Genomic DNA, 20,197 nt, shown 5'->3' on the forward strand with positions numbered 1-20,197 from the left:
CTACATCTGTTGGCGCGGTGGGAACATGTGCGCATCATTCGGCCGGCTGAAACACAGGTTCGTAAATCTGAAAGCGCGTCCCTGTTTTTAGTCAAAAACAGCGTTTCATTTCATCCAGTGTCCCTATATTTCAAGGGAATTCCCGGATGCGCCGTGTGCTTTTCGGACGCTACCATCCGCCCCATGCGTGGGCCCAACCCGGCCTTTGCTTTGGATTCGCTTCATCCCACACGGAGATCACGATGAAAGTACTGAAACTCGCTGCCATTGGCGCTGCCCTGTTCGCTGCATCCTCGGCTGCCAATGCGGGCGCAACCTTCGATAACGTCAAGAAGAAAGGGTTTGTCCAGTGTGGGGTTTCGACGGGCATCCCGGGGTTCTCCATCGCTGACAGCAAGGGCGAATACAAGGGTATCGACGTGGACATGTGCCGCGCCATCGCCTCTACCATGTTCGGCGACGCGACCAAGGTCAAGTTCACGCCCTTGAACACCCAGCAACGCTTCACCGCGCTGCAATCCGGCGAAGTCGACGTGCTGACCCGCAACACCACCGTCACGCTGACCCGTGACACGACGCTGGGCCTGATCGGCGTGGGCGTGAACTACTACGACAGCCAGGGCGTCATGGTCTCCAAGGACCTGAACGTCAAGAGCGCCAAGGAACTGAACGGCGCCACCATCTGCGTGCAGCCGGGCACCACCACCGAACTGAACCTCGCCGACTGGTTCCGCAGCCAGAAGATCGAATTCAAGCCGGTCGTGATCGACAAGTACGACGAAATCATCCGCGCCTTCTCGGCCGGCCGTTGCGACGCGTTCACGACCGACAAGTCGCAGCTCGCCTCGACCCGCACGACGCTCGAGAACCCGGACAAGTTCGTCATCCTGCCGGAAGACTTCTCGAAGGAACCGCTGGGTCCCATGGTGCGCCAGGGCGACGAGCAGTGGTTCAACATCGTGCGCTGGTCGCTGAACGCCATGCTGGAAGCCGAGGAATACGGCATCACCAAGGCCAACGTCGACGAAATGCTCAAGAGCCCCAACCCCAACATCCAGCGCATCCTGGGCGTGACCCCGGGCATGGGCAAGAACCTGGGCGTGGACGACAAGTGGGCCTACAACATCATCAAGAACGTGGGTAACTACGGCGAAAGCTTCGAAAACACGCTGGGCAAGAACAGCGCGATGAAGCTGGAGCGCGGCTTGAACGCTTCGTACAAGCAAGGTGGCTTGATGTACGGCTGGCCGGTGCGCTGACGCGCGGCTGCCTGGCATGGCGGAGCACGGCTCTCCGTCATGCCTAGGGCCTGTCTGCACAGGACGTGTATTCTGGACAGGCCCTAACCCGCCTTCGGGCGGGCGGCAGAAGTGGGTGGCGCGGCTTTTCGGGCCTGCCACCCGGTGTCCGACTTCTGTAGATTCATCATGATGACTCCCAACAAAAACGCCCCGATTTCGGCACCCCCACGGCGTCTGAACTGGAACGATCCCGGCGTGCGCGCCATCGTCTACCAGGTCATTGCGCTGACCGCGGTAGCCTGGGCCGTGTGGTTCCTGGTTTCAAACACGCTCCACAACCTGTCCGTGCGCAACATCGCCACGGGCTTCGGCTTCCTGAACCGCGAGGCGGGCTTTGCCATCGGCGAAACCGCCATCGCCTATTCCCCCTCTGACACTTACGGCCGAGCCATCGTGATCGGCCTGCTCAACACGCTGCGCGTCGCCGTCCTTGGCATCGTGCTGGCGACCATCCTGGGCACGCTCATCGGCATCGGCCGCCTGTCCAAGAACTGGCTCGTGGCTAAGATCACCTCTGTGTATGTCGAGGTGATGCGCAACGTGCCGCTGCTGCTGCAGCTCTTCTTCTGGTATGCGCTGATCACCGAGAACATGCCGGGTCCGCGCCAGGCGCACAATCCGCTGCCGGGCGTGTTCATTTCCAACCGCGGCCTGAAAGTGCCGGCGCTGGAAGGCAATTCGCTCGACTGGATGCTGGCCGGGCTGGGACTGGCGATCGTCGCGATCATCATCCTGGGCCACTACGGCAAGAAGCGCCATGAGGCCACCGGCCACATGTTCCCGCTGGGCCGCTGGGCCATTGGTCTCTTGATCGGGCTGCCGTTCATCGGCTGGCTGGTCAGCGGCGCGTCGCTGACGCTGGACATGCCGGCGCTCAAGGGCTTTAACTTCTCGGGCGGCCTGACGCTGTCGCCGGAATTCGCCGCGCTGCTGGCGGGTCTGGTGATCTACACATCGGCGTTCATTGCCGAAGTGGTGCGCTCGGGCATCCAGGCGGTCAGCAACGGCCAATGGGAAGCCGCGGGCTCGCTGGGCCTGCCGCGCTCGAAGGTGCTGCGCCTGGTGATCCTGCCGCAGGCGCTGCGCGTGATCATCCCCCCGATGACCAGCCAGTACCTGAACCTGACGAAGAACAGCTCGCTGGCCGTGGCCATCGGGTACCCCGACATCGTTTCGGTGGTGAACACGACACTGAACCAGACGGGCCAGGCCATCGAGGGCATTCTCATCATCATGGGCGCGTACCTCACGGTCAGCCTGTCGATCTCGATCTTCATGAACTGGTACAACAAGCGCATCGCGCTGGTGGAGCGTTGATATGAGCAGCACTACGCATACCCCCAGCGAAGCCCTGCCGCCGCCCAGCAACCAGACCGGAGCCTGGGCGTGGCTCAGGACGCGCCTGTTCTCGTCGCCGCTGAACATCCTCATCACGGTGCTGCTCGCGTGGTTCCTGCTGATGGCGGTGCCGGCGCTGGTTGAATGGGCCTTCATCAAGGCCAGCTTCGATGCCACGAACGCACAGGAGTGCCGCGCCGCCGGCGGCGCTTGCTGGGCGTTCATCATTGAAAAGCACCGGCTGATCCTGTTCGGCACGTATCCCTACGATGAACAATGGCGGCCGCTGATCGCCACCGTCATCCTGGTGGGCGTGATCGTCTGCAGCGGCATCCGCCGTTTCTGGAACTGGAAGCTCGCCGTCATCTGGACCGCGGGCCTGACCGCCGTGGCGCTGCTGATGTGGGGCGGCGTGTTCGGCCTGACCTACGTGGAAAACGCGCGCTGGGGCGGTCTGCCGCTGACGCTCATCCTGTCCACGTTCGGCATCGCCTTCGCGTTCCCGATCGGCGTGCTGCTGGCCTTGGGCCGGCGCTCGAAGATGCCGGCGATCAAGGCGCTGTGCGTCGTGTACATCGAGCTGATCCGCGGCGTGCCGCTCATCAGCCTGCTGTTCATGTCGTCGGTGATGCTGCCGCTGTTCCTGCCGGAAGGCTTTTCGATCGACAAGCTGCTGCGCGCGCAGATCGCAATCATCATGTTCGCCGCGGCCTACATCGCGGAAACGGTGCGGGGCGGTTTGCAGGCGATTCCGAAGGGACAGTACGAAGGCGCGGATTCGCTGGGCCTGAACTACTGGCAGCAGATGCGCAAGATCATTCTGCCGCAGGCGCTCAAGATCGTGATTCCGCCGCTGGTCAGCATCTTCATCGCGCTGTTCAAGGACACGTCGCTGGTGGTGATCATCGGCATTTTCGACCTGACGCTGGCGGCCAAGGCAGCCTTGTCCGATGCGGCATGGCGCGGATTCGGGGTGGAAGCGTACCTGTTCATTTCGCTGATCTACTTCGTCTTCTGCTTCTCCATGTCCAAATACAGCCAGGCGCTGGAAAAACGCCTGGCCACGGGTCACGCACGCTAGCAATTTGCCGCGCGTCCGCCGCCAGGCGGGCGCGCACCGCGATACTTACGGGAGTACAGGCATGTCGGATGCCATTATTCGTTTGCAGGACGTGAACAAGTGGTACGGCCAGTTCCACGTGTTGCGCAACATCAACCTGGACGTGGCGCCAGGCGAGCGCATCGTGGTGTGCGGACCCTCGGGTTCGGGCAAGTCCACGATGATCCGCTGCATCAACCGCCTTGAAGAGCACCAGAAGGGCCACATCATCGTGGACGGCACGGAGCTCACCAATGACCTGAAGCACATCGAGACGATCCGCAAGGACGTGGGCATGGTGTTCCAGCACTTCAATCTTTTCCCGCATCTGACGGTGCTGGAAAACCTGACGCTGGGACCCATGTGGGTGCTCAAGAAGCCGCGCGCGGAAGCGGAAGCCACCGCAATGAAGTACCTGGAGCGCGTGCGCATTCCGGAGCAGGCCAAGAAGTTTCCGGGCCAGCTGTCGGGCGGCCAGCAGCAGCGCGTGGCGATCGCGCGGTCGCTGTGCATGAACCCCAAGATCATGCTGTTCGATGAGCCGACGTCGGCGCTGGATCCGGAAATGGTGAAGGAAGTGCTGGACGTGATGGTGAGCCTGGCCCAGGAAAGCGGCATGACGATGATCTGCGTGACGCACGAGATGGGTTTTGCGCGCAAGGTCGCGAACCGCGTGATCTTCATGGACCGCGGCGAGATCATCGAACAGAACACCCCGGACGAGTTCTTCGACAACCCGCAGAACGAACGGACCAAGCTCTTCCTGAGCCAGATCCTGCACTGATCGCGCACGGATCCGTCAAACCGCCTTCGGGCGGTTTTTTCTTAGTGCCGACGGCCAATTGCGGGAATTCGGGGCGTTCTTGCTGGTAGCCCTTTGTTACCTCCGTCACGACGGTGGGGTATGCTACTGACCGCCAATGATTACGGAGTGAGGAGAACACACCATGACGAATACCCCCCGCAGCGCCGTGCGCCGCGCCCTGTTGCAAGGCGCCGTGGCGCTGGCCGCCACCCTGCCTTTCGGCGCCCCGGCGCTGGCGCAGGCCGCTGACTTCCCGACGAAGCCGATCCGCTTCGTGGTGCCTTACCCGCCCGGCGGCCCGCTGGATACGATGGCGCGCATGCTGGCGGAGAAGGTGCGCGGTTCGCTGGGTCAGCCGGTGATCGTGGAAAACCGTTCGGGCGCGGGCGGCAATATCGGCGCGGACCTGGTGGCCAAGGCGCAGCCTGACGGCTACACCCTGGTGATGGGCGCGGTGGCAACGCACGCGATCAATCCGTGGCTGTTCGCCAACCTGCCGTACGACCCGGTGAAGGATTTTGCGCCGGTGACGATCGTGGCGGCGGTGCCGAACGTGCTGGTGATGAATCTGGAGTTCGCGCAGAAGAACAAGATCGAGACGCTGGCGGACTTGATCGAATACGCGAAGAAGAATCCGGGCAAGCTGAATTACGGTTCGGGCGGCAATGGCAGCGCGGGCCACCTGTCGGGCGAGCTGCTGAAAGCGCGGGCCGGCATCAATGTGGAGCACATCCCCTACCAGGGCGCGGCGCCGGCGCAGTTGGCGCTGCTGTCGGGCCAGTCGGACTTCATGTTCGACAATCTGGCGGCGTCGGCCCCGCTGATCAAGGACGGCAAGGTGAAGGCGCTGGCGGTGACGACGGCCAAGCGCTCGTCGTTGCTGGCTGATGTGCCGACCGTCGAGGAATCGGGCGTGAAGGGTTTTGACCTGGGCACGTGGTTCGGGGTGTTCACGACGGGCGGAACGCCGGCGCCGGTGGTGGCGAAGCTGAACAAGGCCTATGCCGAGGCGATGGGGCAGGCGGATGTGAAGCAGCGTCTGCTGACGATGGGCTCCGAAGCGGGCCCGATGACGCCTGAAGCGTTTGCCGATTTTGTGAAGGCCGAGAAGGCGAAGTATCAGGAGATCGTGAAGATTTCGGGTGCCAGCTTGAATTGAGGTTTGTAGCGGCGGGCGTCCTTGATCAGGTGCCTGTCGCGATGGAATGTGAACGCCCGCCGGGATGCTTTTCTTGGCGGGCGTTTTGGTTTCTAGTGGCGCCCGGCGCGTCGCCGGCCTGTGGCGCGCGGGGCTACGATTGCGGTCCGGAGCCTTCGCTCCGGACTCCCCCTTCGTCATCTTCGTCCAGGCCTTCGGCCTTCCCTTCAGATTCCCTCGGGCCGCCGCCACACCGGACTCGGGTGGATTCAGCTTGGCGGGCGTTGGGGCGGGTGGGGTTCTTGAGGTTCTTGCCGGCGTCGACTGGGTTTGAAGCGTCTTGCGGTGCCCGCCCCGCGTCGGCCGCGCGGGCGGCCTGGCGGGACTTACGCGCTGTCCCGCGTCGGGGCGATGACGCTGCGCGCTGTTGCGCCAGGTGTCTGACACCCTCAGAGACGCCGCCCCGAGCCCGGGCAAATGCGACCCGCGTGTCTGACACCCATCGAAGCGCAAACCCAGGCACGGCGCGAAACGCCCATGCGCCTACCTCAAACCGCCGGTCCCTTGATCAGCCACTGCAACATCCTTTGCAGCGAAGCCCGGTCATATTCCGCATCGGTCAACCGGTATTGCTCCGGATCACGGTTCACCCACGAATCAGTCACCGTCCATGCATCGCCGTCCTGCTCCAGCCGCAGCGCGTAGATCCAGTTTCCGGTCCAGCTGCGATGCAAACGCAGCCAGCCGTCATGCAGGTAGATGAACCATTTGTCTTCCATCTCCTGCGGAATCACGCCGTGCTGCAAGCGGGCGTACTCGTCGGCGGTATAACGCCCCTGAAAATGCAGCGGTTCACGTTGAGCGGGCGCGGGCAGGTGCTTCCAGGAGTCTTGGGTGGCAATGGGCATGAATGGGCTTCTGTTCTATGCTGGTTTTTTCGCATCCTACCAAGGACCCGCCATGCACCTGCAAGCCGCGATTCCGATTCTGCGCATTTTCTCCGTTGAAAAGGCGCGCGATTTCTATCTGGATTTCCTGGGATTTACTTGGGATTGGGAGCATCGCTTCGAAGCGGGCTTTCCGCTGTACGCGCAGGTGCACCGGGACGATCTGGTGCTGCACCTGTCGGAGCATCACGGCGATGCGACGCCGGGGTCGGCGGTGTTTGTGCGGATGCAGGGCGTGGATGCGTTTCACGCGGAGGTCAGCGCGAAGCAGTACGCCTACATGCGGCCTTGTGTGGAAGAAATGCCGTGGGGGCGCGTGATGGCGGTGATCGATCCGTTTGGCAACCGGTTGAGCTTTTGCGAGTCGCAGGATTAGCGGCGGGCGCTACACACCCAGGTAGCGGTGCGCCAGTTCGGGTTGCGCGGCCAGTTCGGCGGGGCTGCCTTGCCAGACGACGCGGCCCTTTTCCAGGACGTGGTGGCGGTCGACCAGGGTGGCCATTTCCTTGAGGTTCTTGTCTATTACCAGAATGGTCTGGCCTTCTTCCTTCAAGCGGCGCAGGCAGTTCCAGATTTCCTGACGGATGAGCGGTGCGAGGCCTTCGGTGGCTTCGTCCAGGATGAGCAGGCGCGGGTTGATGAGGAGGGCGCGGCCGACGGCGAGCATCTGTTGTTCGCCGCCCGAGAGGGTGCGGGCCGATTGGGTGCGGCGCTCTTTCAGGCGCGGGAAGAGGTCGAAGACGCGGCCGACGTGCCAGCCGGCGCGGGTGTTGCGGGCGGTGGCGATGAGGTTTTCTTCGACTGATAGTGATCCGAATACGCGGCGGCCTTCGGGGACGAGGCCGATGCCGAGTTGGGCGATGCGGTGCGGCGCCATGCCATTGATGGGTTTGCCGTCGAGCAGGATGCTGCCGCCCTGTGCGGGCAGCATGCCCATGAGAGTTTTGACGGTGGTGCTCTTGCCCATGCCGTTGCGGCCGATCAGGGAGACGACCTGGCGCGGCGCGATGTCCAGGTCGACGCCGAAAAGCACTTTGCTGGCGCCGTAGCCGCCTTGCAGTTGTTTGACTTGCAGCATCAGTTTTCCTCGCCCAGGTAGGCGGCACGCACGTCGGGATGGCGGCGCACGTCGTCGGGCGTGCCGGTGAAGATCGTCTTGCCGTAGACCAGCACGGTGACGCGGTCGGCCAGCGCGAAGACGGCGTCCATGTCGTGTTCGACCAGCAGGATGGCGTAGCGGCCCTTGAGGGTCTGGAGCAGGGCGGTCATGCGCTGCGATTCCTCGGCGCCCATGCCGGCCATGGGTTCGTCCAGCAGCAGGACGGACGCGTCCAGCGATAGCGCCATGGCCAGTTCAAGCTGGCGCTTTTCGCCGTGCGCCAGCGCCGAGACGCGCACGCCGGCGCGGTCGCCCAGGCCAACGCGTTCGAGGGCGTCGCGCGCGGGCTCGCGCAGCCGCGCCATGCGCCGGGCGTTGCGCCAGAGGTTGAAGCCGCCGGGGCTATGCGCCTGCACGGCCATGGCGACGTTGTCTTCGGCGGTGAAGTCGGGATAGAGCTGGCTGATCTGGAAGGAACGGGCCAGTCCGGCGGCGGGGCGCTTGTGGGCGGGCATGCGCGTGATGTCGCCGCCGTCGAGCCAGATACTGCCGGCGTCGGGCAGGATCTCGCCGCTGATCTGGGAGAGCAGGGTGGTCTTGCCCGCGCCGTTGGGGCCGATGAGGGCGTGCAGTTCACCGGGCCGCACGGCCAGGTTGACGTCCTGCGTGGCGTGCACGGCGCCAAAGGATTTCTGCAGGCCGCGGATTTCCAGTTTGGGGTGTGATGTCATTGCTTGCCTCCCGCCAGCCAGCCGTATACGCCGCGCTTGCCAAAGAGCACGACCAGGACCAGCACGGGCCCCAGGATCAGCATCCAGTGCTCGGTCCAGCCGGTGGCGACCTGTTCCAGGCCCAGGTACACGGCCACGCCGAGCACGGGGCCGAAGATGGAGCCCATGCCGCCCAGGATGACCATGGCCATGAGTTCGCCCGACTTCTGCCAGGCCGACATGTCGGGGCTGACGAAGAGCGCGTAGTTGGCCCACAGCGCGCCCGCCAGTCCGGTGCCGGCCGCCGACAGCACGAATGCAGTAAGGCGGTAGCGCAGCGGCGCGAGTCCCAGCCCGATGCTGCGGCGCGGGTTCTGCTTGATGCTTTGCAGGGCCATGCCGAAGGGCGAGTTGACGATGCGCCGGCACACGATGATCCACGCAGTCATGAGCGCCAGGCAGACGTAGTAGAAGGTGGTTGGATCGTTCAGGTTCAGGCCGGGCAGCGTGTTGCGCGCGTCGATGGACAGGCCGTCGTCACCGCCGTAGATCATGAGCCCGACGAGGATGAAGTACAGCATCTGTCCGAACGCCAGCGTGATCATGATGAACTGCACGCCCGAGGTGCGCAGCGACAGAAAGCCCACCACCAGGCCCAGCAGGCCTGCGACGGCGACGGCCAGGGGCCACATGACCAGCGCGGCGTTGCTGCCGCTCCAGCCGAACAGTGTCTCGCCCTGGTTCAGGTGGAAGGCGGCGATGCCGATGACGTAGCCGCCCAGGCCAAAGAACGCGGCATGGCCGAAGCTGACCATGGCGCCGTAGCCCAGGATGAGGTCCAGGCTGACGGCGGCGATGGCGTAGATGAGAAAGCGCGTCATGAGGTTGACGAGAAAGCTCTCGCCGGTGGCCGACGCGATGGCCGGCACCAGCACGAAGAGCAGCAGCCCGATGGTGTTGACGATGACGCTGCGGGTGATGCGCGGCCTGCCTGTGGAGCAGGTGTCTGACACCCCCGATGCACGGTCGTGGCGTGGGGCGTTTGCGTGCTGGGTGTCAGACACCGGGGCAATTGCGGCGGACGGTGGAATTGATCTGGTCATGAATATCGTTCCTAGCGCTGGGCCGGCACCAGTCCGCGCGGCTTGAACAGCAGCACGATGGCCATCAGGATGTAGATGCTGGCGGACACGAGACTGGAGCTGGCCGAGTCCGACAATTCCGGCGGCAGCAGGCGCGACATCCAGAAGGGGATGTAGGCGCGCCCCAGCGCGTCGGTCATGCCGATCATCAGCGAGCCCACCAGCGCGCCGCGCACGGAGCCCACGCCGCCCACCACGATGACGACGAAGGTGGTGATGAGGATGCGTTCGCCCATGCCGATCTCCACGGCCAGCAGGGGCGCGGCCATGACGCCGGCAAAGCCGCAGAGCAGGGCGCCCAGCGTGAAGATCAGGGTAAACAGACGCTGGATGTTCACGCCCAGCGCATCGACCATTTCGCCGTCGTCGGCGCCCGCGCGCACCAGCATGCCGACCCGCGTGCGCGAGATCAGCAGCCACAACCCCAGCGCGACGAGCGCGCCGGCGCCAATGAAGGCCAGCCGCATGATGGGATAGTTCAGGCCGGGCAGGAGCGCGACGGACCCGGACAAGAAAGGAGGAATGTCCATGAACGGCGGGCTGCGGCCAAACAGCACGGTGACCAGTTCATTGGTGAAGAGCGTCAGCCCCAGCGTGGCCAGCACCTGATCCAGGTGATCGCGCCGGTACAGATGACGGATGACCAGCAGCTCGATCACCAGGCCGTACAGCGCCGCGCCCGCCAGCGCGGCCAGCAGCGAAGCTGCGAACGACCCGGTGGACGCCGCCGCGCTGGCGGCGCAGAACGCGCCCACCATGTAGAAAGAGCCGTGCGTCAGGTTGATGACGTTCATGATGCCGAACACCAGCGTCAATCCGGCCGACAACAGAAACAGCAAGGCGCTGTATTGCAGGCCGTTCAGGACCTGCTCCAGGAACATCAGCATTGCGACTCCTTCTTGGGAGCGTCCGTGTAGTGAGGCTGCGCGGCGCCGGCAAGCCCGGTGCCGCGCAGCCCGTGCCGCGTCATTGCATCTTGCAGTCGGCCGCGTGCACGTCGGTGTGGTCGCGCGCCAGCACCTTCAGGTTCTTGTAGACCAGCTTGCCGTCGGGTCCGGCTTCGATGTGCAGCAGATACCAGTCCTGGATGGGGTGCTGGTTCGAGCCGAACTTGAACTTGCCGCGCACACTGGGAAAGTCGGCGCGCCGCAGCGCGTTGCGAAAGTCGTCGGGCTTGCCGATGATGTCCCCATTCACGGCTTTCAATGCGGAGCCGATCAGGTTGGCGGTGTCGTAGGCCTGGGCCGCGTACGCGGTGGGCGGGCGGTTGTAGGCCTTGGTGAAGGCCTCGACGAAGTGCTTGCTCTGCGGGTTGTCCAGGTCGGCGCTCCACAGCGAGCTCAGGTAAAAGCCCTTGCCGGCGGTGCCGGTGGCGGCCAGCATGCGGTCGTCCATCGAGTAGATGGGCGTGATCATCTTGATCTTGTCGGCCAGCCCCGAGTTGGCGAATTGCTTGGTCAGGTTGATGCCCGCGCCGCCCGGATGAAACTGGAAGATGGCATCGGGGTTGAGCGAGCGGATGCGCGCCAGTTCCACCGAGAAGTCGGCCTGTTCGAGCTTGGTGTAGATCTCGTCGGCGATCTCGCCCTTGTAGGTGCGCTTGAATCCGGCAATGGCGTCGCGCCCGGCCTGGTAGTTCGGGGCCATGATGACGACGCGCTTGGCGCCCAGTTCGTTGGCGGCCATGCCGGCGGTGTCGGCGTACGAGTCGTTCTGGAACGCCACCGCGAAGTAGTTGGGATTGCAGGCCTTGCCGGCGTAGTTGGAGGGGCCGGCGTTCAGGCTGACATAGAAGGCGCCCGCGTTCAGCACGGTGGGGCCAACGGCGGCCATCACGTTCGAGAAGTTGATGCCGGTGAACAGGCGCACGCCGCCCTGCACCATCTTGTCGGCGATCTGCTTGGCGTTGGCGGGCTTGAGCGCATCATCCTCCACGCGCACGTTGACCGGCACGCCGCCCAGCTTGCCGCCGCCTTCCTTGACGGCCAGCATGAAGGCGTCGCGCTCGTCCTCGCCGATGTAGCCGGCGGGCGTGGACAGGGTGCCGATGAAGCCGATGTCCACCGGTTTGGGCTGCGCGCTGGCCGCGTACGAGGCCAATGACAGCATGACGGCGGCGGCGCCGCGGATGGTGCTTTTGTGCATGGTTGTCTCCTCTGGTGCTTTTCTTGCACTCGTGCTTGTTGTGCTGCGCTGTGTGGATACCGCTTGCCCTGCTGTTTCCTGTCCTGCTGCTTGACTATCGGTTGCTATTGCGGCGGCTTGGCCTGCAGGCAGTTCTCCACTTTCCACCCGTACAGCCACTGCAACGCGTCGTAGAACTGGGACTGGCTGCGCCCCGTCCACAGCATGTTGCGCACGGTGCGCTCCACGCCGCGCGCGTGATAGAGCCTGCCCATCTCCCGCGTGGACCACACCACGCGCGCGCTGCGCGGAATGCGCACCGATTCGTACAGCCGGAAGGCGGCCGGCAGGTCGTGATCGCACTGCCGGATCGCCTCGCCCAGTGTCACGGCGTCTTCCAGCGCCATGCAGGCGCCCTGGGCCATGTATTGCGTCATGGGGTGGGCGGCGTCGCCCAGGATCGTGACGCGTCCCTGGCCCCACTGCTCCACGGGTTCGCGATCGGCGGTGGCCCAGCGTCTCCACGAGGTCGGCCGGTCCAGCATCTGGTGCGGGGTCGGGTGGATGCCCTGGAAGTAGGACAGCACCTCGTCCTTGCTGCCTTCGCGCACGCCCCATTCCTCTTTTTCGCGGCTATGGAAGGTGACGACCAGGTTGTACTGCTGGCCGCCGCGCAAGGGGTAGTGCACCAGATGGCAGTGCGGACCGGCCCACAGCACGGGCGCGTTGATGCGCAGCTCTCGCGGCATGTTGTCCTGTTCGACCACGGCGCGATAGACGACGTGGCCAGTTACGCGCGCCGGGTCGCCCACCATGCGCTCGCGGATCACGGACTTCACGCCGTCCGCGCCCACCACGGCGTCGGCGCGGTAGCGGTTGCCCTGCGTGTCCACCACCTCCACGCCGCGTTCGTCCTGCGACATGCTGGCGATCTGCGTGGACGTGCGGAACTGGATCAGCGGGTCCTGCTGCACGGCCTCCAGGATCGACAGGTGGATGTCGGCGCGATGGATGACGGCGTAAGGGCCGCCAAACCGCGCGCGAAACGCCTCGCCGGTGTCGATGCGCACGACCTCTTTGGCGTCCACGGCATCCATCATGATGATGTGATCGGTGAAGACGGCCCGCTCGCGCGCCGTGCGGCCCACGCCCAGGGCGTCGAGCGCCGCGAACGCGTTGGGTCCGAGCTGGATGCCGGCGCCGATCTCGCCGATATGCGCCGCCTGCTCCAGCAGTTGAACCGCGATGCCCTGCCGCGTCAGCGCCAGCGCGGCGGCCAGGCCGCCGATGCCGCCGCCCACGACGATCACGGTTTGCGTTTTGGGCTTTGCAGCCTGGTTTTGCGTCATGTCGGAATCCCCCGGGATCAGTCCTGGCCGCCCAGGAAGGCGCCCTGCTTTTTCAATTGCGCCTGCAGCGCGGGGATGGACACGTCGCCGGGCGCGATGCCCTCGCGCAATGCCATTGCGGATGCGGTGCCCGCGGCCTCGCCCATCACAAAGCAGCTGCCGCTCACGCGGGCGGCCGATTGGCCTTCGTGCGTCATGGAGGCGCAGCGGCCCGCCACCAGCACGTTGTCGGCCACGCCCGGGCCGCGCCGGGGCACCATCATGCGAAACGGCAGCTGGTTGTAGCCGCGCGATTCCGGAATCGGCGGCCAGACCCATTTGACGTCGCCGGCGGTGTGCATCTCCAGCGGCCAGCCATTGACGCCGATGCTGTCGGGAAAGTCGGCGCAACCCAGCACGTCTTCCTGGCTGAGCACCGCCTCGCCGACGATGCGGCGGGTCTCGCGAATGCCAAGCTGCGGCGCGATGTCCAGCACATAGGCCTGTTCGAAGCCCGGCACCTTGGCGCGCAGGAAAGCCAGGTAGTTCATGATCTGCCGGCGGCCCTCCAGTTCGCCTGCCGACAGCGAATCCGCGTTGGTGCCGTCCGCGGCGCTGCCGTCGGCGTTGGCCAGCTGCGTGACGTTCACGCGCCATTCGTAATCGTGCTTTTGCGGGCGCACGATGGCGCCCTTGCGCGGAAAGGTGAACTCGCCGCTGGCGGCAGCCTCGTCCATCAGCGCCGGAATGGTCTTCCAGGCTTCCTGCGCCCGCGCGCCGTCGACATTGCCCACCTTGAACATCAGCGTGGGATACAGCATGTGGCCGTGCGCATCGCCCTTTTCAAACGGCAGGCCGCCCCATTGCGCGATATCGGCGTCGCCCGAGCAGTCGATGAAGATCTTTGCGCGCACGGCGCAGCGGCCGGACTTGGTTTCCAGAAACAGGGCGTCCACGCGACCCTGGCCGTCACGCGCGACGCCGGTGGCCAGCGCGTGAAACAACACCTGCGCACCGCTGTCCTGCACCAGGCCGTCGGCCGCGCACTTGAACGCTGAGATGTCGTAGGCCTGCGCGTGGATCTTGCCCAGGATCAGATGCGGGTCGTTCAGCCCGTCCATCGCGCGCATGCGGTCGAGCAGGTCGTCGGTCATGCCGTGCACCACCTGCCGGATGTCGCCATGGATGTTGGCGTGCAGGCCGCAGAAGTTGGACACGCCCGCAGCGGTGCCCATGCCGCCCAAGAATCCATAGCGCTCCACCAGCAGCACGCTGGCGCCATTGCGCGCGGCGCTGGCGGCCGCCAGCACGCCGGCCGGGCCGCCGCCCAGGACGACGACCTCGTACTCGCCATAAAGCGGCACCTGGCGGGCGGGTTCGGTGATGACCATCTGACTCTCCTTGCTTGTTGCTGTCGGCGCGCGGCCGGGCCGCGCGACGTCCTTACTGGCCCTTGATGCCCAGCTTCTTGATCAACGGCTCCCAGCGCTTCAACTCGTCGTCCATGTAGCCGCGAAACTGCGCGGGCGTATCGCCGACCGGGTCCATGAACTGCGCCTGCAGCCGCTTGGCGACCTCGGGGTCGTGAATGGCCTGGATCAGCGCGTCCGACAGCTTCTTCTGCACATCGGCCGGCGTCTTGGACGACACCACGAAGCCGATCCACGCGGAGCCTTCGATCCCTTGCACGCCCACTTCGGCCAGCGTCGGGATGTCGGGCAGCAGGGCGGAGCGCTTGGACGAGGTCACCGCCAGCGCCTTGAGCCGGCCGTCCTTGACCATCGGCATCACGGCAATAGGCGGCAGCGCGGCAAACTGCGTGTCGCCCGACAGCAGCGAGGTCAGCGCCGCCGGCGACGACGGATAGGGCACATGCGTGGCGCGCGCGCCGATCTGCTGCAACAGCAACTCCACAGCCAGATGCGAGACCGTGCCCGCGCCCGGCGACGGGAAGTTGTACTTGTCCGGGTTCTTCTTCAATGCCTCCAGAAGCTGGCCGATGTTGTCGATGCCGGCAGCGGCCGGCACCACCAGCACATTGGGCTGGTGCACGGCCAGCGTCAGCGGCGACAGGTCCTTGGCGGGCGCGTAGGGAAGCTTGTCGAACAGCAGCGTGTTGTTCACCAGCGGACCGGTGATCGACACGCCGAACGTGTAGCCGTCCGGCTTGGCATTGGCGATGGCGAAGGTACCGATGTTGCCGCTGGCGCCGGGCTTGTTCTCGACGACGATGGTCTGGCCCAGGATCGCGCCGGCCTTCTCGCTGACGATGCGCGCAACCTGGTCGGGGCTGGAGCCCGGGCCGAACGGCACCACGGCCTTGAGCGGCTGCGTGGGCCATGCGTCGGCGGCGGTGGCGGCCAGCGGCGCCAGCACGGCCAGGCCAAACGCCGCGGCGCGGGTCGTAAAAAGGCGTGCAAAACGGCGTGAAAGGCGGCGGCCCGGTTGCGAGGTCGAAGAATCAAGCATGCGTGTCTCCCACGTTCTTCATGGTGTCGAAATAGGTCTGTTCATTGGCGATGAAGGCGGCCACCATCGCGCGGTAGGTGGCGTCCACCACCTGCTCCAGGTTCGTGAATCCCTGGTTGTGGCGCTGGGCCAGCGCCCGGGCCTTCTCGAAGACCTGCGCCTGGCGCGCGGGCGCGCTCACCTGAAACGCGTCGCGCTTGAAGCGCGCGGCGTCCTTCACGTACATCGCCCGCTCGGCAATCAGCCGCACGATCTCGTCGTCCAGCCGGTCGATATTGGCGCGCACGTCCGCCAGGGTGGCGCACAGCGGGTGGTAGGCCGGGTCGGTGTACTCGCGCAGCGGGGCGCCTTGCGTGTCGGGTTCTTGCATGCTCACTTGGTGTAGTCCGGTTGTTGCGCGGGCGCGGCCTCTTGGAAGGCTGGTTGCGCGTTGCAGTGTTCGACGACGCGCAGAATGCGCGGGTAGGGCGACAGATCGCAGCCCATGCGCTGCGCGTTGGCCACCTGCGGAACCAGGCAGCAGTCCGCCAGCGTGGGCGCATCGCCAAAGCAATACGCGCCGTGTCCATGACGCGCCAGCAGCGCTTCCACCGCCGTCAGACCCTCGCGGATCCAGTGGTGGTACCAGGCGTTCTTCTGCGCTTCGCTGGCGCCCAGCACTTCCTGCAGGTAGCGCAGGATGCGCATGTTGTTGACCGGGTGGATATCGCACGAGATGGCATGCGACAGCTCCAGCACGCGGGCGCGTGCCAGCGTGTCCGCGGGAATCAGGCGCGGCTCGGGATGCGTGGCGTCCAGGTAGTCGATGATGGCAAGCGACTGCGACAGCGCAACGTCGCCGTCGACCAGCAGCGGCACGCCGGCCGACGGGTTGCGCGCCACATAGTCCGGCGCCCGCTGCTCCTGCTTGCGCAGGTTCACGGGCAGGTATTCATAGGACAGGCCCTTGAGCGCGAGCGCGATGCGCACGCGGTAGGACGTGGAGCTGTTGAAGAAGTTGTGCAGTTGCATGCGGGTCTCCCGGCCTCAAGCCATCTGCACGCTGAGCGTGCCCAGTCCGTCCACGCCGCCGACCATTTTGTCGCCGCGCACCACGGGGCCGACGCCTTCGGGCGTGCCGGTGTAGATCAGGTCGCCGGCCTCCAGGCGGAAGTACTTCGAGAGATACGCAATGGTTTCCGCGATGGACCAGATCAGCTTGCCGATGTCGCTGCGCTGGCGGTCTGCGCCGTTGACCTGCAGCCAGATGCCGGCCTGCTCGATGCCGTTGACCGATTGGGCCGGATGCAGCGGGCCGATCGGCGCGCTCTGGTCGAACGCCTTGCCCAGTTCCCACGGGCGGCCGGCTTCGCGCATCTTCATCTGCAGATCGCGGCGCGTCATGTCCAGGCCGACGGCGTATCCCCACACGTGCTGCAGGGCCTCGTCGACACTGATGTTGGCGCCGCCTTTGCCGATGGCGGCGACCAGTTCGATCTCGTAGTGCAGGTTGGACGTTTCGGGCGGATAGGGCAGAGAGAGCGTGCTGCCTTCTGCAACCGGCACGACGGCGTCGGCCGGCTTGCAGAAGAAGAACGGCGGTTCGCGGTCGGGGTCAAAGCCCATTTCGCGCGCGTGGGCGGCGTAGTTGCGGCCGACGCAGTACACGCGGCGCACGGGAAAACTGTCCTGGCTGCCGGCAATGGGCACGGCAACGGGAGCGGCGGGAGCAAACACAAACGACATGGGTCACCCTTTGAAGGCGGAGGGAAATTGGAATCTCGGCCGTATTCGCGGCCAGCTTCGGCCGCGTGCTGCCACGTGCGGCCGTGTACGGGCGTCAGCCGACGCGTTCTTCGCGCCACAGGCCCAGCGCGTCCTGCACCGGGCGATCGGAATAACTGAAGAGCGTCGCGTCTTCCAGCGCGGCAAGCTGCACGGGCATCCAGGAGGGCGCGACGAACACATCGCGCGGCCCAAAATGAAACTCCTGGTCGCCGATGCGCGCCGTGCCCCGGCCCTCGACCACGCTGTACACCGTGGAATCGGTCGTGCGCGTGGTCTTGCCCTGAAAGCCTGCCGGCAGGAACTGCATGAAGGTGGCCATCGTCGGCATGGGATAGCCGCCCGTGGCCGGATTCAGGTAGCGCAGCTTGACGCCGTCCCACGGGTCGAGCTCGCCGTGCCGGTAGAGCGCATCCAGCGCCTCGCGGCTGCGTTCGTAGGGGTAGTTGAAGATGGGCGAGGTGCCGCTGGAAACGTGATGCCGCACGGGCGCCATGTTGTGGCCAAAGCGCGCCATGCTGTCGCCTTCGGGCCGCGTGACCGGCTGCGTGGCGGACGGATAGTTCTCGGCAAAGCCGGCATCCAGGAAGCGCAGCAGCGGAATGTCCAGGCCGTCCAGCCAGACCACCGGCTCGCCGCCTTCCACGGTTTCGGCGTTGCCGTGGTCGTGCCAGGTCCACGAGGGCGTGATGATGAAGTCGCCGGGGTGCATCGTGGTGCGCTCGCCGTTGACCGCGGTGTACGCGCCGCGGCCCTCGACGATGAAGCGCAGGGCCGATTGCGTGTGGCGGTGGCTGGGCGCGATTTCGCCCGGCAGGATGAGCTGCAGTCCCGCGTACAGGCTTTGCGTGATGCTGGCCTGGCCCGGCAGGCCGGGGTTTTCCAGGATCAGCACGCGGCGCACGGCTTCTTCCGCGGTGATCAGCGACCCGGACGCCATCACGTCGTCGCGCACGTCGTCGTATTTCCAGAGGGCCGGCACGCAGCGCGGCGCGGGTTGGCGCGGCACCAGGTTGTGCAGCGATTCCCACAGCGGGGCCATGTGTTTCTTGGCGATGCGCGCGTAGTAACGGGCGCGGTCCGAAGCGGCGCTGTCCGCGCCGGCGCAATGACCGTCGTGCATGGTTGTCTCCTGTATGTCCGGCTGGTGCCGGCTTCTACGGGCGGCCGCCGCGTAAGTTCGCGGCTGGTCCTGATATGGAGACGATTATGCGAGCAGGAGCTATGTGGTTTGAAATGAAATTATCTTATTATCCATACCAATAACCATATACATACGAGACAAACCTCCCATCAAAGGGGCCTGCATGGACTGGACCCATCGCTTGCGGCTGCGCAATCTGAAGATGCTGCTCAGCCTGGCCCAGACCCGCAACATCAGCCACTCGGCCGCGATGCTCAACACGACGCAACCGGGCCTGTCGAAATGGCTGAAGGATCTGGAAGACGATATTGGCTTGCCGCTCTTCGAGCGTCACGCGCGCGGCCTGCGCCCGACGCCGCATGGCGACGTGCTGATCGCGCACGCGCAGCGCGTGGAGTCGCAACTGGATCGCGCCAGCGCGGACATGGCGGCCCTGCGCGAGGGCGGCGGCGGGCGCGTCGTGATCGGCGCATCCGGCGCGTCGGCCTCCGACACCGTGCCGCTGGCGGTGATGAAGCTGCTGGAACGCATGCCGCAGGCGCGCGTGAAGCTGGTCGAGGGAACGACCGATCGCCTGCTGGCCCAACTGGCGCAAGGGGAACTGGATATCGTGGTGGGACGGTCTGCGCCGGAGCACCATGATCCCGCGATCCGCTTCGAGGCGCTGTACCTGGAACCCATCCACCTGGTGGCGCGGCCCCGCCATCCGCTCTTCGCAGTGGAGCAGCCAAGCTGGCAGGACCTGCTGTCCTACCGCTGGATCCTGTGGCCCAAGGGCACGCCCATCCGAAACGCGGTCGACGCCGCGCTGGCCGCGGCCGGACAGGCGCCGCCGCCCGACCATATCGAATCCAATTCCGTCACCGTCAACCTGACCCTCATCAACAACAGCGACATGATCGGCGTCGCGTCGCACCGCGCCGCGCTGCGCTTTTCGCAGATGCGGGCGATGCGCATCATTCCGGTGCGGCTGTCGGGGTTCGGGTCGGTCGCGATGTATTGGCGGGAGGATGCGTTCCGGCCTGTGGCCGTGGAAGAGGCGATGGCCGCGCTGCGAAGCACCGTGGCCGAACATGCACCCGGCGTGACACGGCTATGACCCCCGAGCCCGCCTCCGGCCTGAACGCCCTGATTGATCAGTGCCGCAAGCTGGAAGCGGCTTTGGAAGCTGGCAACGACCCTTCCTCGTCTGCGGCGATGCACCGCTTCGTGGCCCACATGGACGAGGGCCGCACGCCACCGGGCATGTGGTCGCCCCTGGTGCTGTCCGTGCTGGTGATGGCGGGCGGACTGGGCGTCGGCATTGAATTGCTAAGCCTGCTGCTGCGATTCATCGGCCCCGCGATGGCCGCGTTCGCGCTGGTCGCGGTGTGCGCGGGGACTGCGCTGGGCCTGTCGATCGGGATGGTGCTGATGATGGCGGGGCGGGTACAGGGCGTGGTGCTGCTCAAGCGCCTGTCGATCGGTCTGATCGCCGTGGGCGCACTCGGCGGCATCGCCTGGACGCAGGGCGACGTCAGGGCCGTGGGGCCGGTGGTGGCGGTGCTTGGCGGGTTGGGGGCTTGGCTGGTGATGAATTCTGGCGGGTTTTATGTGTTTGTGGGGTATCGGGTGGCGTTGCGGTGCTTGGCGCGCCGGGGGTGATGGGGCGTGGGGTTGACTGCGATGTTTGCGGGGTGTTGTCTTTTCTGGGAGTGTCAGAATTTTTGTGTTCTAGGCATTTGCTCTGACGTTGCATCATTAGCTAGCCCGCCGGCTGTGAGTCGATACGGGGCCGGGTAAATCGTTC

The 20,197-nt window shown here is 65.4% G+C and carries 21 protein-coding genes; 8 read left to right on the forward strand and 13 right to left on the reverse strand.

The genetic code is table 11. The features are described from left to right. Positions 1–242: 242 nt before the first annotated feature. From ASD87_RS09750 to ASD87_RS09770, 5 genes are all read left to right on the forward strand, one after another. The gene (locus ASD87_RS09750; RefSeq protein ID WP_056320489.1) at positions 243–1,259 is read left to right on the forward strand and encodes an amino acid ABC transporter substrate-binding protein; all 1,017 of its coding nucleotides are present in this window, start codon (positions 243–245) and stop codon (positions 1,257–1,259) included. A 168-nt stretch (positions 1,260–1,427) separates the two neighbouring features. Beyond that, positions 1,428–2,618, forward strand: a complete 1,191-nt coding sequence (locus ASD87_RS09755) for an amino acid ABC transporter permease (protein ID WP_056320491.1) — start codon at positions 1,428–1,430, stop codon at positions 2,616–2,618. Between the two features lies 1 nt (position 2,619). Further along, on the forward strand, positions 2,620–3,720 hold the full coding sequence (locus ASD87_RS09760; RefSeq protein ID WP_056320492.1) for an amino acid ABC transporter permease: 1,101 nt from the start codon (positions 2,620–2,622) through the stop codon (positions 3,718–3,720). Between the two features lie 61 nt (positions 3,721–3,781). Next, a complete protein-coding gene (locus ASD87_RS09765; RefSeq protein WP_056320495.1) occupies positions 3,782–4,522 on the forward strand; it encodes an amino acid ABC transporter ATP-binding protein in 741 nt (246 codons plus the stop codon). 163 nt (positions 4,523–4,685) lie between these two features. After that, positions 4,686–5,702, forward strand: a complete 1,017-nt coding sequence (locus tag ASD87_RS09770) for a tripartite tricarboxylate transporter substrate binding protein (protein WP_056320497.1) — start codon at positions 4,686–4,688, stop codon at positions 5,700–5,702. A 527-nt stretch (positions 5,703–6,229) separates the two neighbouring features. Here the strand turns inward: ASD87_RS09770 and ASD87_RS09780 are convergent. Next, positions 6,230–6,589 (reverse strand): hypothetical protein, encoded by a 360-nt coding sequence (locus ASD87_RS09780; RefSeq protein WP_056320501.1) that lies wholly within the window; start codon positions 6,587–6,589, stop codon positions 6,230–6,232. 52 nt (positions 6,590–6,641) lie between these two features. On the opposite strand from ASD87_RS09780, the gene ASD87_RS09785 reads away from it, so the two are divergent. Further along, positions 6,642–7,004 carry a glyoxalase superfamily protein gene (locus tag ASD87_RS09785; protein WP_056320535.1) on the forward strand — a complete coding sequence of 121 codons (363 nt, stop codon included), beginning with the start codon at positions 6,642–6,644 and terminating at the stop codon, positions 7,002–7,004. 9 nt (positions 7,005–7,013) lie between these two features. Here ASD87_RS09785 and ASD87_RS09790 read toward each other — a convergent pair whose 3' ends face one another. The 12 genes from ASD87_RS09790 to gtdA all read right to left on the reverse strand — a co-directional run bounded on the left by ASD87_RS09790 (position 7,014) and on the right by gtdA (position 18,387). Next, complete coding sequence (locus ASD87_RS09790) at positions 7,014–7,706, reverse strand: ABC transporter ATP-binding protein (RefSeq protein WP_056320504.1); 693 nt, start codon at positions 7,704–7,706, stop codon at positions 7,014–7,016. Beyond that, entirely contained in the window at positions 7,706–8,458 is a 753-nt protein-coding gene (locus ASD87_RS09795) for an ABC transporter ATP-binding protein (RefSeq protein WP_056320508.1), read from the reverse strand. Before ASD87_RS09795 ends, ASD87_RS09790 begins: the two co-directional genes overlap by 1 nt. Further along, positions 8,455–9,417 carry a branched-chain amino acid ABC transporter permease gene (locus tag ASD87_RS09800; RefSeq protein WP_056320539.1) on the reverse strand — a complete coding sequence of 321 codons (963 nt, stop codon included), beginning with the start codon at positions 9,415–9,417 and terminating at the stop codon, positions 8,455–8,457. The genes ASD87_RS09795 and ASD87_RS09800 overlap by 4 nt, the downstream gene beginning before the upstream one ends. A 134-nt stretch (positions 9,418–9,551) precedes the next feature. After that, on the reverse strand, positions 9,552–10,466 hold the full coding sequence (locus ASD87_RS09805) for a branched-chain amino acid ABC transporter permease (protein ID WP_082586249.1): 915 nt from the start codon (positions 10,464–10,466) through the stop codon (positions 9,552–9,554). A gap of 79 nt (positions 10,467–10,545) precedes the next feature. Continuing rightward, positions 10,546–11,724, reverse strand: a complete 1,179-nt coding sequence (locus ASD87_RS09810) for an ABC transporter substrate-binding protein (RefSeq protein ID WP_056320511.1) — start codon at positions 11,722–11,724, stop codon at positions 10,546–10,548. Positions 11,725–11,828: 104 nt separating this feature from the next. After that, positions 11,829–13,052: a 3-hydroxybenzoate 6-monooxygenase gene (locus ASD87_RS09815; RefSeq protein ID WP_056320513.1), complete on the reverse strand. Its 1,224-nt coding sequence runs from the start codon at positions 13,050–13,052 to the stop codon at positions 11,829–11,831. 17 nt (positions 13,053–13,069) lie between these two features. Continuing rightward, entirely contained in the window at positions 13,070–14,422 is a 1,353-nt protein-coding gene (locus ASD87_RS09820) for an FAD-dependent oxidoreductase (protein WP_056320516.1), read from the reverse strand. A 52-nt stretch (positions 14,423–14,474) separates the two neighbouring features. Then, complete coding sequence (locus ASD87_RS09825; RefSeq protein WP_235512676.1) at positions 14,475–15,500, reverse strand: tripartite tricarboxylate transporter substrate binding protein; 1,026 nt, start codon at positions 15,498–15,500, stop codon at positions 14,475–14,477. Then, positions 15,493–15,870, reverse strand: a complete 378-nt coding sequence (locus ASD87_RS09830) for a chorismate mutase (RefSeq protein WP_056320518.1) — start codon at positions 15,868–15,870, stop codon at positions 15,493–15,495. Before ASD87_RS09830 ends, ASD87_RS09825 begins: the two co-directional genes overlap by 8 nt. 2 nt (positions 15,871–15,872) lie before the next feature. Then, positions 15,873–16,511 (reverse strand): maleylacetoacetate isomerase, encoded by a 639-nt coding sequence (gene maiA, locus ASD87_RS09835; protein ID WP_056320521.1) that lies wholly within the window; start codon positions 16,509–16,511, stop codon positions 15,873–15,875. Positions 16,512–16,526: 15 nt separating this feature from the next. Continuing rightward, positions 16,527–17,225: a fumarylacetoacetate hydrolase family protein gene (locus tag ASD87_RS09840; protein ID WP_056320523.1), complete on the reverse strand. Its 699-nt coding sequence runs from the start codon at positions 17,223–17,225 to the stop codon at positions 16,527–16,529. Between the two features lie 94 nt (positions 17,226–17,319). Next, positions 17,320–18,387, reverse strand: coding sequence for a gentisate 1,2-dioxygenase (gene gtdA, locus ASD87_RS09845; protein ID WP_056320527.1), 1,068 nt, complete (start codon positions 18,385–18,387; stop codon positions 17,320–17,322). 184 nt (positions 18,388–18,571) lie between these two features. Between gtdA and ASD87_RS09850 the strand changes: the two genes are divergently transcribed. Together ASD87_RS09850 and ASD87_RS09855 are read left to right on the forward strand one after the other, a co-directional pair. After that, positions 18,572–19,507 (forward strand): LysR family transcriptional regulator, encoded by a 936-nt coding sequence (locus tag ASD87_RS09850; RefSeq protein WP_056320529.1) that lies wholly within the window; start codon positions 18,572–18,574, stop codon positions 19,505–19,507. Further along, entirely contained in the window at positions 19,504–20,052 is a 549-nt protein-coding gene (locus tag ASD87_RS09855; protein WP_056320532.1) for a hypothetical protein, read from the forward strand. The genes ASD87_RS09850 and ASD87_RS09855 overlap by 4 nt, the downstream gene beginning before the upstream one ends. Positions 20,053–20,197: the final 145 nt, after the last annotated feature.

Origin of the sequence: Achromobacter sp. Root170 (genome assembly GCF_001428165.1) — a bacterium.
In the GTDB taxonomy this organism is placed as follows: domain Bacteria; phylum Pseudomonadota; class Gammaproteobacteria; order Burkholderiales; family Burkholderiaceae_B; genus Achromobacter; species Achromobacter mucicolens.

Bases quoted from the DNA above. Each gene is read 5' to 3' on its own strand.
- ASD87_RS09805 (WP_082586249.1), bottom strand. From the start codon at position 10,466: ATGCTGATGTTCCTGGAGCAGGTCCTGAACGGCCTGCAATACAGCGCC.
- maiA (WP_056320521.1), bottom strand. From the start codon at position 16,511: ATGCAACTGCACAACTTCTTCAACAGCTCCACGTCCTACCGCGTGCGC.
- ASD87_RS09795 (WP_056320508.1), bottom strand. From the start codon at position 8,458: ATGACATCACACCCCAAACTGGAAATCCGCGGCCTGCAGAAATCCTTT.
- ASD87_RS09750 (WP_056320489.1), top strand. From the start codon at position 243: ATGAAAGTACTGAAACTCGCTGCCATTGGCGCTGCCCTGTTCGCTGCA.
- ASD87_RS09855 (WP_056320532.1), top strand. From the start codon at position 19,504: ATGACCCCCGAGCCCGCCTCCGGCCTGAACGCCCTGATTGATCAGTGC.
- ASD87_RS09815 (WP_056320513.1), bottom strand. From the start codon at position 13,052: ATGACGCAAAACCAGGCTGCAAAGCCCAAAACGCAAACCGTGATCGTC.
- ASD87_RS09820 (WP_056320516.1), bottom strand. From the start codon at position 14,422: ATGGTCATCACCGAACCCGCCCGCCAGGTGCCGCTTTATGGCGAGTAC.
- ASD87_RS09785 (WP_056320535.1), top strand. From the start codon at position 6,642: ATGCACCTGCAAGCCGCGATTCCGATTCTGCGCATTTTCTCCGTTGAA.
- ASD87_RS09780 (WP_056320501.1), bottom strand. From the start codon at position 6,589: ATGCCCATTGCCACCCAAGACTCCTGGAAGCACCTGCCCGCGCCCGCT.
- ASD87_RS09760 (WP_056320492.1), top strand. From the start codon at position 2,620: ATGAGCAGCACTACGCATACCCCCAGCGAAGCCCTGCCGCCGCCCAGC.
- gtdA (WP_056320527.1), bottom strand. From the start codon at position 18,387: ATGCACGACGGTCATTGCGCCGGCGCGGACAGCGCCGCTTCGGACCGC.
- ASD87_RS09840 (WP_056320523.1), bottom strand. From the start codon at position 17,225: ATGTCGTTTGTGTTTGCTCCCGCCGCTCCCGTTGCCGTGCCCATTGCC.
- ASD87_RS09825 (WP_235512676.1), bottom strand. From the start codon at position 15,500: ATGCTTGATTCTTCGACCTCGCAACCGGGCCGCCGCCTTTCACGCCGT.
- ASD87_RS09755 (WP_056320491.1), top strand. From the start codon at position 1,428: ATGATGACTCCCAACAAAAACGCCCCGATTTCGGCACCCCCACGGCGT.
- ASD87_RS09790 (WP_056320504.1), bottom strand. From the start codon at position 7,706: ATGCTGCAAGTCAAACAACTGCAAGGCGGCTACGGCGCCAGCAAAGTG.
- ASD87_RS09765 (WP_056320495.1), top strand. From the start codon at position 3,782: ATGTCGGATGCCATTATTCGTTTGCAGGACGTGAACAAGTGGTACGGC.
- ASD87_RS09850 (WP_056320529.1), top strand. From the start codon at position 18,572: ATGGACTGGACCCATCGCTTGCGGCTGCGCAATCTGAAGATGCTGCTC.
- ASD87_RS09810 (WP_056320511.1), bottom strand. From the start codon at position 11,724: ATGCACAAAAGCACCATCCGCGGCGCCGCCGCCGTCATGCTGTCATTG.
- ASD87_RS09830 (WP_056320518.1), bottom strand. From the start codon at position 15,870: ATGCAAGAACCCGACACGCAAGGCGCCCCGCTGCGCGAGTACACCGAC.
- ASD87_RS09770 (WP_056320497.1), top strand. From the start codon at position 4,686: ATGACGAATACCCCCCGCAGCGCCGTGCGCCGCGCCCTGTTGCAAGGC.